A 12,380-nucleotide genomic window follows, 5' to 3' on the forward strand; every position below is an offset into this window, starting at 1 on the left:
GCAGTAATAGCAAAAGTCCGTGCAGCGCAGCTATCCCGTAGCGAATCGCCCCCACGCCCCAAAACTCTCGCGCCCATTCCCCCAAGTTATTCCCCAAGACACTCGTCAGCTTGGTTAACAGCGCTATCCTAGAGTTATATTGCCCTTAAACCCGATCGACCCGGAGGCCACGTGTTCAGCCTAGTTCAAAACACTTCTCGCAAAGGAGAAATCCTAGAAGTCGTCTTCCGCAACGGTTGGGACTACATGAAAAGCCTCCTAACCGGCCGCAAAACCGACGCACCCAGTCTCCCAACTCCAGCAGTTCTCCGCAACATCCTCGTCGAATTAGGCCCAGTTTTTGTCAAATTGGGACAATTGCTGAGTACCCGTCCCGACCTTTTGCCGGCCGCCTACATCGAAACCCTCTCCACCCTACAAGCGGAAGTACCGCCCGTACCGTGGTCGGAAGTAGAATTTATCGTCCGCAAAGAACTCAAACAATCTCTCGAAGATACCTTCGCCAAATTTAACACTCAGGCGATCGCCGCAGGTTCGATCGCCCAAACCCACAAAGCCACCTTAAAAGACGGCCGCGAAGTCGCCCTCAAAGTTCAGCGCCCCGGTATCGATATTGTCATCGAACAAGACATCGCCGTACTCCGAGGTTTGGCAGAACTTGTCATGCTCACAGACTTCGGTCAACAATACGATATTGTCGCCCTAGCCGAAGAATTTGCGATCGCCCTGCGCGCAGAATTAGACTTCATTCAAGAAGCCAGCTACACAGACGAACTGCGCCGCAATTTATCTAAAAGTAAATGGTTTGACCCCACACAAGTTGTCTTGCCAGAAATTAACTGGGAGTTGACTACAAAAAAACTCTTAGTAATGGAGTGGCTGAACGGAGTACCGATTTTGTTAGGCGATTTGCAAGGAATTCGCCACAAAGGAGATATAAATGCCGAACGCGAAGAAATTACAACCCTACTTTGCCGCGTTTTCTTCCAGCAGTTGTATATCGACGGATTCTTTCACGCAGACCCGCATCCCGGCAACTTATTTTATCTCAAAGACGGTCGGATAGCCCTGCTCGACTGCGGCATGGTCGGCAGATTAGACCCGCGCACTCAGCAAAATTTGACAGAAATGTTGCTGGCAATTGTCGATTTAGATGCTCAGCGCTGCGCTCAATTAACATTGGAAATGGCCGAATTTGCTCAGCCTAAAAGTTTAGCTGTTCTGGAGAACGATTTGGCTCGAATGCTGCGAAAGTATTACAATGTCAGCTTGTCGCAAATGAACTTGTCGGAAATATTTTATGAGGTGCTAGAAATCACCAGGCGCAATAAAATTCGACTGCCAAGCAATCTCGGTTTGTATGCAAAAACTCTAGCTAATTTGGAAGGACTGGCGCGTTCTTTTAATCCCCGATTCAATATTGTAGAACAGGTGAAACCGCTGATGACCGATATGTTTCGGCGTCAGTTATTAGGAGACGATCCGATCCAAGCTCTGCTGAGAACAGCCCTGGATCTGAAAAGCTTATCTTTGCAATCTCCGCGACAGGTGGAAGTGCTTTTAGACCGGGTTACTTCGGAAACCTTGAAGTGGAACTTGACGCTAAAAGAACTCGACCCGCTGCGCCGCACTCTGGGGGATTCTGCCAACAGACTTTCTTTTAGTATTGTTGTGGGTTCGCTGATTGTGGGGGCGGCAATTATTTCTTCTAACGCACAAACTGCTCAGCTATCTTTTCTGAGCAACGGTTTGTTTGGGGCGGCGAGTTTTTTGGGTTTTTGGTTAATTATTAGCATTATGCGCTCCGGGCGTTTGCGGGGATAATGGTACAAGATCATTATGTGTTGTGGAACAGGCATCTTGCCTGTTCTTGAAAATGGTGGAAGATGTAGAATATAGCCTAGTGCAACAAGCGCATAAAGGTAGGCTATGTCACAGCATGATGCTTCTTTCCCAAATTCTGCAATTAGAGACAACCGCCACCGCGGCACTGTGGGCGATTTTTTGAAAGCCAAGGTTGAGGAAAACTCAACCTTATCAATTGTTTCTGCTTACTTTACAATTTATGCTTTTGATGCTTTGAAGGAACAACTTCTAAGTATTAAAAGCTTGAAATTTCTGTTTGGCGAACCGCGCTTCATCAAGTCCCTTGACCCCAGTAAAACTGATAAAAAGGCTTTCCAAATTGAGGATGAGGGCTTGCAGCTACAGAATCGGTTGGAGCAAAAGCGGGTTGCGAAAGAATGTGCAGAATGGATTGAAAAAAAAGTACAGATACGGTCGGTAAAGCAATCTAATTTACTGCACGGCAAAATGTATCACATTGCTCATAACGGAAGCGAAAATGCTATTATGGGCAGTTCTAATTTTACCGTGCGGGGACTGGGATTAGGTACGAAGTATAACAACATTGAACTCAATCTAGAAGTAGATAGTAAACGCGATACGGGCGACCTTAAAGCCTGGTTTCATGAACTCTGGAATGATGCCGAACTCATCGAAGATGTCAAACAAGATGTGCTGCTGTACCTAGAGCAACTTTACCAGAATAATACTCCTGAGTTTATCTACTACAAAACTCTGTTTCATATCTTCGAGACTTTTCTAGATGACCTAGAAAAAAGCGATTTCCTCAGCGAACAGCTACACCTATTTGATACAGAAATCTGGAAATGTCTCTTTGAATTTCAAAAAGACGGAGTTAAGGCAGCAATCAATAAAATCCGACGATATAACGGGTGTATTATTGCTGACAGTGTTGGTTTAGGTAAAACATTTGAAGCTCTAGCGGTTATTAAATATTTTGAACTTCGCAATGAAAAAGTTTTGGTTCTGTGTCCCAAAAAACTCCGCGAGAATTGGACTGTATATCTAGCACAGAACAATAGCGATCTCAATCCTTTGGTTAAAGACCGCTTTAGCTATACAGTCCTATCTCACACCGACTTGAGTCGCGATTCCGGTTGGTCTGGGGACATTAATTTAGAAACGATTAATTGGGGTAACTATGACTTGGTAGTTATTGACGAATCCCACAATTTCCGCAACAACATCAAGAGTAAACGGGACGAATCTGGCAATCTAATTAGAAAGAGCCGTTACGAAAGGTTGATGGATGATATTATCAAGAGCGGTGTCAAAACTCAGGTGCTACTTTTATCAGCAACTCCGGTTAACAATGATTTAAAGGATTTGCGGAATCAACTTTATTTTATCACAGAAGGTGGCGACGGTGCGTTTAGGGAATCGCTGGGAATTGCCAGTCTGCGCGATACACTAGCTGATGCTCAAGGGAAATTTACCAAGTGGGCGAAGAAAAGTAGGGAACGCAAAACTAGCGAACTGCTGGAAGAACTAAGTTCTGCTTTTTTCAAACTGCTTGACGAATTGACGATCGCACGATCGCGCAAGCACATCCAAAAATACTATAAAGATGTGATCGCCCAATTAGGCGGCTTTCCAGAACGGCTCAAACCCATCTCCGTATTTCCTGAGATTGACCTAAAGGGTGAGTTCATGTCCTACGAACAGCTTAACAGCGAAATTTCTAAATATCAACTCTCGCTATTCAACCCTTCAAAGTATGTCCTGCCGCCATACCGTTCGGCTTATGAAAATAAAAGAGTGCAAAACTTCAAACAGAGCGATCGGGAACGCTCTCTAATCGGCATGATAAAGGTTAATTTTTTGAAACGCCTGGAAAGCTCGGTGAATTCCTTCGCTATCACAATGCAGCGGACTATTGACAAAATATCCGAGTTACAAAAACGACTCGAATCCTTCAGGAATTGGCAAGACGAAAACGCGGAAATTGATTTCAAGGATTTAGAGTTCGAGGCAGAAGAAGACGAGGATTTACGAGCGGCGTGGGAGGTTGGCAAGCTAAAAGTTAAAATGGCGCACCTCGATGTCGAAACCTGGTTAAAAGACCTGAAACGCGACAAGGAACAGCTTAAAAAAATTTACAATTCTGCCCAAAGCATTTCTGTTGAACGCGATGCCAAGCTGGCTGAGTTAAAAGAACTAATTGCCGAGAAAGTTAAGCATCCTACAACTAACAAGCATGGCCAACCAAATCGCAAGGTTTTAGTCTTTACTGCGTTTGCAGATACGGCAGTCTATCTCTACGAAGGATTGCGGGAATGGGCAAGAGTAGAATTGAAAATTAACTTAGCTTTGGTCACTGGGGGATCGGCGGCAAATAAGACTACCTTTGGCAAAAACGAGTTCAATCACATCTTGACAAATTTTTCGCCTTTTGCCAAGAAACGCGCCCAAATTCCATCTATGCAGCAAGACTGCGAGATTGATTTATTAATTGCCACAGATTGTATTTCAGAAGGGCAAAATTTACAAGATTGTGATTATCTGATTAACTACGACATACACTGGAACCCAGTCCGAATTATCCAGCGGTTCGGTAGGTGCGATCGCATTGGCAGCCCCAACCACACGGTACAATTAATTAATTTTTGGCCGACAGAGATTTTGGATCAATACATCAATCTGAAAAATCGAGTAGAAGCACGGATGGCTTTAGCGGACATGGCTGGTACATTTGAAGATAACCTGCTGGAGGCAAAGGAGATTCAAGAACTGATTGAGAGTGATTTGAAATACCGCGACAAGCAGTTGCTGCGATTGAAAGATGAGGTGCTGGATCTCGAAGATTTCACCGAGAGTGTAGCCCTAACGGAATTCACTCTCGATGATTTCCGAATGGAACTAGCCAAATACATTGAGAGCAACCGCAAACTACTGCAAGATGCCCCTTTAGGACTCTATGCAGTAGTTCCAACTAACTCGGAGTACCCGATAATTGCTCCCGGCGTAATTTTTTGCCTCAAACAGAAAGGCGATTGTCTTGATAATAAAACCGTCAACCCGCTGCAACCATACTTTTTAGTTTACGTCCGAGAAAATAAGGAAGTGCGATTAACTTTTGCTCAACCCAAACAAATACTTGAAATATACCAGTTGCTGTGTGCGGGGTGTACTGTTCCCTATGAAGAGTTGTGCAATTTGTTCGATCGACAAACTAATAACGGATTTGATATGAATTTGTATAACGACTTGCTGAAGCGGGCGGTTGATTCAATTGCAGATATTTACAAGAAGCGGAGCATCGGCCACCTGCTGTCTAGCCGCCGTGCAGTATTGGTTGAGCAAGCGCATCAGGTTAAAGCAACAACGGATTTTGAACTGATTACCTGGCTGGTGATTAAATGAGCGTCAGCGAACAACAAGCCAAAGCATCTATCAATCAAGCTTTAAGTAGTTTTGCCAAGGGAAAACTTGCCGATAACGCCCGTAATTTGTTCTTTACTCTTGGCTACCGAAGTGATATAATTTATGCGCTCGAACCTAATAGTTCGGATAATTTTATTGCAGAATTTGACAGAGATCAAAAGCTAAACTTTCAAAAAGCTCTCTTAAAGGAATGGCTATCGGTTGATTTTCTCTTCCAATTTACCGGGACAGAAATTGCAGATAATGACCAGCTTGTCGAATTTGATACTAGCAGTGGTAAGAGTGCCTTTTTTACTTCCTACTTGTTTTTCGCGATCGCACTGCGGAGGAGTGCGTACACTATCGAACAACTTGACGGGATTGTCCGCGAGATTAATAAAATTTTACCGATGCCGGCGATCGTTCTTTTTCAGCATGGAGAAACTCTCACTTTATCCATGATCAACCGTCGCCAACACAAAAGCAATGAATGTGAAGATGTATTAGGAAAAGTCAAACATATTAAAGATATCCCATTCGCCAGTCCGACCAACTCTCATTTAAAAATGCTCTTCAATATTTTTTTGACAGAGTTGCATGAGAATCACGGCTTTAGCAACTTTGACGAATTTCATGAAGCTTGGCATAAAACTCTTCCTGACAGCATCAAATTTAAAAAAGAGCGTATACCGTCCGATTCGCTTCGCGTTTACCTGCAAGAAATTCGTCGATTTCCCCTACTTAAAGCTTACGAAGAGATTGAACTAGCTCGTAAGATTGCTGAGTTAAAATTAGCGAGCAGCCGAAAAGCGAAAGACGAAATGGTAGAGTCTAACTTGCGGCTGGTAGTCTCAATTGCTAAAAAATATCAAAATAGAGGGCTGGATTTCTTAGACTTGATTCAGGAGGGAAATCTCGGTTTAATCAGGGCGGTAGAAAAGTTTGATTGCACGAAGGGCAACAGGTTTTCCACCTACGCATATTGGTGGATTCGTCAGGAAATTACGCGGGCGATTTACAACCATTCTCGTACCATCCGACTACCTGTTCACTTGTGGGGCAAAATCACTGAAAAGTTGCCCTTGGTTATTCAATCGGATAAACCGATCATTTCCTTAGATACTCCAATGGGTGAGGACGAAGATTGTACATTGGGAGAGTTGATTGAATTCGATGGGGAAACACCAGAAGATTACATTTTCAACATTAACAGGCTGCGAGACATAGAAAGAGTTTTAAACACCCTCAGTTCGCGCGAACGTGAGGTTATGCGGATGCGATTCGGCTTGGATGACGGCTGTGAGAAAAGTCTACAGGAAATCGGCAATATATTTGATCTTACCCGCGAACGGATTCGGCAAATTGAGGGTGAGGCTTTGAAAAAGTTGCGATCGCAGCGTCGCAGCACATTGCTAGAAGATTATATTCGCCCGACAGCAATTGACCAAACTCACACAAAAAGATTGATCGCCCAACCGATGCAGCCCAGACTGTTCAACATTTCAGAAAACTTGTCTCGCAGCCATTGCGACACTTTCTTGCAAGAGCCTGTAGGTGATAAAATAGTTGAGATAGCTAATATGACCGAACCATTAATTCCTTCTAACAATTTCATAGAAGAATCAAATATACAACAAACAATATTGGCTGAGACTTATCTGTCGAGTGCCGAGGGAAGTGAAAAAAATCTGAATTATGCAAATTTGAATGAGCATAATTTCCACATTGCCGAACTGAGAGAAAATAACTTGAATGGAGTGATTAAACCGATGGAACACAATTCAGCAGACTTACTCAAACAACTCACCGCACTAGAAGATGTTTTTTCCCAACTGGAAGCACGGCTGTCAGAGGCGAGTGGAAAGTTGCTTTACCCTGGTATACCTATATGTCAAAAGCTGATTCAAGAACTTGACGATTCCGGTAAAAACTTTATTCAGCTTCGCGACAAGGCGCTAGAAATGGCTGAATATTTGGCAGTATCGCCAATGCTGAAGGCTGAGGAAATTGGTTCTTTAGCAGATATCAAGTCTGTACTTGAGCGTGTTGATTTTGCCGAGAAGCAAAAAAGTGCGATCGCTCTTGTCCGCGACTCTGCTTTGAGGGTTCTGGAACGAATTTTAGCGATCGCCCATCGAGTAGAGAGCAATTTTCAGTCATTGCTGGAATGTCAGGAAAAAGCCCGCGAACTTCAACGCGCCATTTCCGAATCCCACGAGTCTGACTTGCATCCCGACACCCAACTATTGGCTGATGGCAATCATCCATTCTGCAAACTGCTAACACTAATTGCAGAATGGGAAGAAGCAGATGACGAACGTTTAGATTCCTTAGAGGATGCGGTAACAGCATCATTTGGAAAAACTCTGGCGAGGGCAGCAGGGAGAGGAAAACTCATTATTCAGGCGAAACAAGTCCCAGATTTACCTCCGGCTTATACTAACACAAACCTAGACAAAACTTCCTTAGTTAATGTTACGAACTATGAAACAGTTCCTATTGTCGAAGAACCACCCGCAGCAGAGTTGAATGTGGTATCGACAGAGAAGGCGATCGCGCAGCCAACCCCTGAAAATATCCCAGATATTCCACCAACAGAACCGCCAACCGCAATTCAGATAAATCAGCCCAATTCTGAAAAGCAACAAGGGAAAGAAGTTGACAAGCAGGGGAATAAAAAAAGAGAAGAAAAACAATCTCTCTACAGCTCCTCGCCCAATGATACCGCTCAAAAAATCGCTCAATCCATCTTGGACGGCACCGATCGAGAACGTCCAGCAGTTTTGCGCGACTTAGTTTGGCGGCTGATTTTTGAACAAAAACTCAGCCTTGCATTTCATTTAGCTCGCTGCTTTGAAAAACAATACTCCAACTTTGAACCGCACCTGCCACCGCAGTTAATTCGAGCAGTATTGCTAGGACAAAACCTGCGCTATGACGTAGGATATGGAAAACTTGCAAATCTGCTTAAAGATGACTTCACCAGTTACACCGCCAGCTATTCATTACCCGACAAAAGTGAATGGAATCAAGCTGCAAGCTTGCTCTTGGCAGCAGCAGCACTGCGGCCGTCTTTACTAGCGCCAAATACTGGTGCGAAGCACCTTCTCCAGCAGCTTCACTTCGGTAAAGCTGGACTTGCAAAACTGTACGATTATTGCCAAATTATCGCCAAACACGGCGATCGGCAGCGGGCGCTGGATATCACAGCCATCAAGAAAGCTCAAGACCAGGCTGACATACAAAAATCTTTAGACGATCTGCATCAAAAAATCGAAACTTGGTGGTCTCAAGCACAGAAAAAAGATATGATTTACCCGCCGGCGAAGAAGGTTTGGCAGGATTGGTTGAAGCCGGACGAACTGATTCACTCTTTACTATTTCCTGTACTTGAAAGCGATTTGAGTAAACTTTCAGCACTCAAGCAGAAAGTCAATCGATTGTCTGACGAATCCCAGATAGACTCTGAAGTTGAGAAGACCGATCGTAAAATTCGCCGCAGTCGCAGTGACGCCATGATGGGGAAAGCCGTGATTCAGTTTCGCGATCGCGTTCGTGAACCTGTTGATTTGGTGGGAAAGTGGATTGAAATTCAGGAATCGCGCTTAGCTGAAAGCGAAAATTATCTTCAGAAAGAAGCCAAACAGTTAAAACAAGATATTGAGAATCTTCAAGATACTGTTCTCCAAGAATTGGATACCTTTGAGGCGACAAAACCTCCAGTGTTTATTTTAGCTGGTATTGCCTGTTGCCGAAAAGCTGTGGAAGACATCGGCAATATCTTCGATCCAGATACCGAATTGCCAACCGCAGAACCTTACCCAAGACATATCCTGCACGCGGATCTGTTAAGAATGCCGTCTATGCCTATCAACGATGCCGGGGAACTGGATCTGGCTAATCCTGAAGCGGGTATAGATGGAATTTTGGAGTTGGTAAAAAATGATATTTGGGATTGGCAAAAAGCATTCGATATGCACAGTTATGTCTGTAGTTCAAAAGCGGTCGGAAATCACGAAGCTACGGCGCAAATCATCGAATACCTAGAACACAACCCCGAACCAACATTAGACCTCGCTCAGCTAAAGGACGAACGCAATAATCGGATAGAAGAGTGCCAAGTAATTTTGCAAGAGCAGGTCGAGACTACTAGCAAACAGCTCGAAAATGCCGTAGCTTTCGGTTTGTTAAGAGAAACAGATAGAACTGCTTATGCGGCACAGATTGAAAGCATTAAAAATGCTCTGGAAACAACCAGGCTGTTTTCCGAAAAGATTGAGCTGCTTCGCGCGATCGGTGAAGCAATTAGCGCCAAGCGCCAGGAACAGATCGATCGAGTGTCGGAGCAATTAAATAGTCTTCAGCAAACAGGTATAGCAGATGCCGATCGTACCAGAATTCGCAGTGTCTTGGAGCAAGGCGATATCCTGACGGCTGAGGAATATATAGATATGCTGAAAAAGGGGCGATCGCTTCCTGAACCAGAAGAAAAGAGAGATGCTTTTAAAGACTTCTTTGAGCATAAGTATGCTGCGATCGAAAAAGTGCTTGAGGAGTGCGATCGCGATCGACAAAAAAAGCAAGACCTAATTCCCAACATTTCCAAAGGGAAAAGTATCGCAAAAATCCAGATACCGCAAGGATCTCAAGCTAAAAAAGCCGCTGATATGCTAGACGCTTGGTTTGCAGCCAAGGGAAGGAAGCAAGAAATCACAGAGAAAGATGCTCGCCAAATTCTAAGCAACCTCGGTTTTAACATAACATCTCTTACATTTAAAAAATCAGGACAAAATACCTGGATTGACGTTAATGCTGAGCCGATATTTGACCAAAATCGCTGTCCTGTGTCTGCCTATGGTTCAGCCGCGAATGGTCATTACCGCATTCTTTGCGTATGGGATAGACCGAACGAACAGGATCTCCTCAATGCCGTTGGAGAAACTGCTCTGGGAGGACCAGTATTCGTCTTTCATTTTGGGCGAATGACCGTAAAGAAACGCCGAGATTTGGCTGATTTGTGCCGGCAGCGTCGGAGCACTTTCATTGTGATAGATGATGTGCTGATGCTCTACCTTTGCGGAGAACAAAAAACACGTCTACCTGTATTGTTTGACTGTACCTTACCCTTTACTTTCTTAGAACCGTATAAAATCGCAGCAGGAGTAGTTCCGCCTGAGATGTTTTACGGGCGAGTACGAGAAGGAGAATCCATAATCGATCCTCTTGGTTCTTGTTTAATTTATGGAGGTCGGCAGTTAGGTAAAACGGTTTTGCTTAAGTATGTACACCGGACTTTTCACGCAATCGACAATGGAAGGAACGCCCTATGGCTGGATATTCAAAAAATTGGACGCGAGCAACATTTAGATGAGATTTGGGATCGATTAAACGAAGAATTGGACAAATTGGAAATTCCCAGTCCCAACCCGCGCAATTCCGTCCGCAAAAAAAGCTTGCAGCGGATTAAAAGTTGGCTGGAATTGGACAACCAGCGGCGCTTTTTACTGTTGTTGGATGAGGCAGATAATTTCCTTGAAGCTGATGGTAAGGAGGATTTCTCCCGCTGCGATGAACTCCGAAAATTAATGACGGAAACTAACCGACGTTTTAAGGTGGTCTTTGCCGGATTACACAACGTTATGAGAACCACTAGACAAGCAAACCACCCGCTGGCTCACTTTGGCAGCCCAATCTGCATTGGACCTCTACTGAATAATGGTGAAATGCGATCGGCAACAGCTTTGGTAGAACGTCCGCTGGCTAGTCTTGGCTATCGTTTTGAATCGCCAGATTTAATTCCGCGCATTCTTTGGCAGACCAACTATTATCCGATCTTGATTCAACTTTATTGCGAGCAGTTACTCAAGCACATCACTAACCCAGATATCCCTACTTTTGATGCGAAAATTAGTCCGCCTTATGTGATTACTTCTCGCCATGTAGAAGAAGCTTATCAAAGTCAAGACCTTCGCAAAGAGATTCGCGATCGCTTTAAGTTGACACTGGGACTCGATAAGCGCTACGAAGTAATTGCTTACTCGATTGCTGATGGCTCTCTGGAGAATGAAACAGGTATGGAGAATGGGTTTTCGGTATCTTGGATTCGCGAGCAAGTCTTGTATTGGTGGTCTGAAGGATTCGCGGGAAGGTCATCGGAAGACGAGATCCTTGCTTTACTAGAAGAAATGGTCGGATTAGGAGTTTTACGGGAAACCGATGCAGGTTGCTTCACTCTGAGAAGTTCTAATTTAGCCTTGCTGATGGGTACGCAGCCCGAAATTGAAGCAGAACTTCTCAGGGATCGCAAAACTGCACCTGAATACGAACCTGCTACTTTTCGGTCTCCTCTTATTGTGAAAAATAAAGCTGATTCCCGGCGCAGTCCTTTAACTGTTCAACAGGAATCTGAGCTGCTGCGCCGGGAGTACGGTGTCTCTATTATATTTGGCTGCCAAGCCGCAGGAATTGACGATTTGAGAGTTTTTATGGAAGCAGCATTTAGTAAGAAAATTTCCCCATTCCACTATTTAGAAAACCTCTCAGACAGAGCTGATTTTAGCCAGCGTTTAACAGAAATTAGTACCCGTCGCCCGAAAAAATCCACGACGATCGCTGTTGTGTCAGCCACCACTCATTGGAGTAAGGATTGGGTTGATGAGGCAATTAAGAAAATCAAAAGATTGAAGAAGGAAGACTCGTTTATCCAGCTTGTTTTTGTCACCGATCCTCAGAAGGCTTGGCAGTTAGTCGAGCGTAATTCCACAAGTTTTGATTCTTTTAAGGAACTGAGATATTTCAGTCTCAAACCTTGGCACGATGCCGCACTGCGACATTGGTTGGAAGATGCTAATTTGCCCGCCGAACTAGAAGTTAGAAAGAAGATTACGGAAGTGACAGGGAATTGGTCAAACCTGCTGCAAGAATTCTATCAATTTTCCCAACTTAATCCGCATCGCTGGCAAGATTCCTTGGGGGAACTGAAGCATCAATTTAATAAATCTGACAAACTAATTAATTCAATGGGCTTTGACGGTTGCGAACCTCAAAGAAAACTGGTGATGAGAACTTTGGCAGGGGTGCATCTCACTTTGGCGAGTATGCCAAAAAAGGGTTAAAATGAAAAAGCCAGTAAAATCGCCAAATAAAAATAA

3 protein-coding genes are annotated in these 12,380 nt (G+C 44.1%); all 3 read left to right on the forward strand.

What is annotated here, in order from left to right; genetic code table 11:
• Positions 1 to 171: 171 nt before the first annotated feature.
• Positions 172 to 1,824 carry an ABC1 kinase family protein gene (locus tag QUB70_RS19570; RefSeq protein ID WP_332982871.1) on the forward strand — a complete coding sequence of 551 codons (1,653 nt, stop codon included), beginning with the start codon at positions 172 to 174 and terminating at the stop codon, positions 1,822 to 1,824.
• 105 nt (positions 1,825 to 1,929) lie between these two features.
• Positions 1,930 to 5,229 carry a helicase-related protein gene (locus tag QUB70_RS19575; protein WP_332982872.1) on the forward strand — a complete coding sequence of 1,100 codons (3,300 nt, stop codon included), beginning with the start codon at positions 1,930 to 1,932 and terminating at the stop codon, positions 5,227 to 5,229.
• Positions 5,226 to 12,344, forward strand: coding sequence for a sigma-70 family RNA polymerase sigma factor (locus QUB70_RS19580; RefSeq protein WP_332982873.1), 7,119 nt, complete (start codon positions 5,226 to 5,228; stop codon positions 12,342 to 12,344). Before QUB70_RS19575 ends, QUB70_RS19580 begins: the two co-directional genes overlap by 4 nt.
• Positions 12,345 to 12,380 lie beyond the last annotated feature (36 nt).

The sequence above is a fragment of the Microcoleus sp. A003_D6 genome (assembly GCF_036702825.1).
Taxonomy (GTDB): Bacteria; Cyanobacteriota; Cyanobacteriia; order Cyanobacteriales; family Microcoleaceae; genus Microcoleus.

Excerpts from the sequence above, each read along its gene's own strand:
- QUB70_RS19575 (WP_332982872.1), top strand. The coding sequence starts at position 1,930 with ATGTCACAGCATGATGCTTCTTTCCCAAATTCTGCAATTAGAGACAAC.
- QUB70_RS19580 (WP_332982873.1), top strand. The coding sequence starts at position 5,226 with ATGAGCGTCAGCGAACAACAAGCCAAAGCATCTATCAATCAAGCTTTA.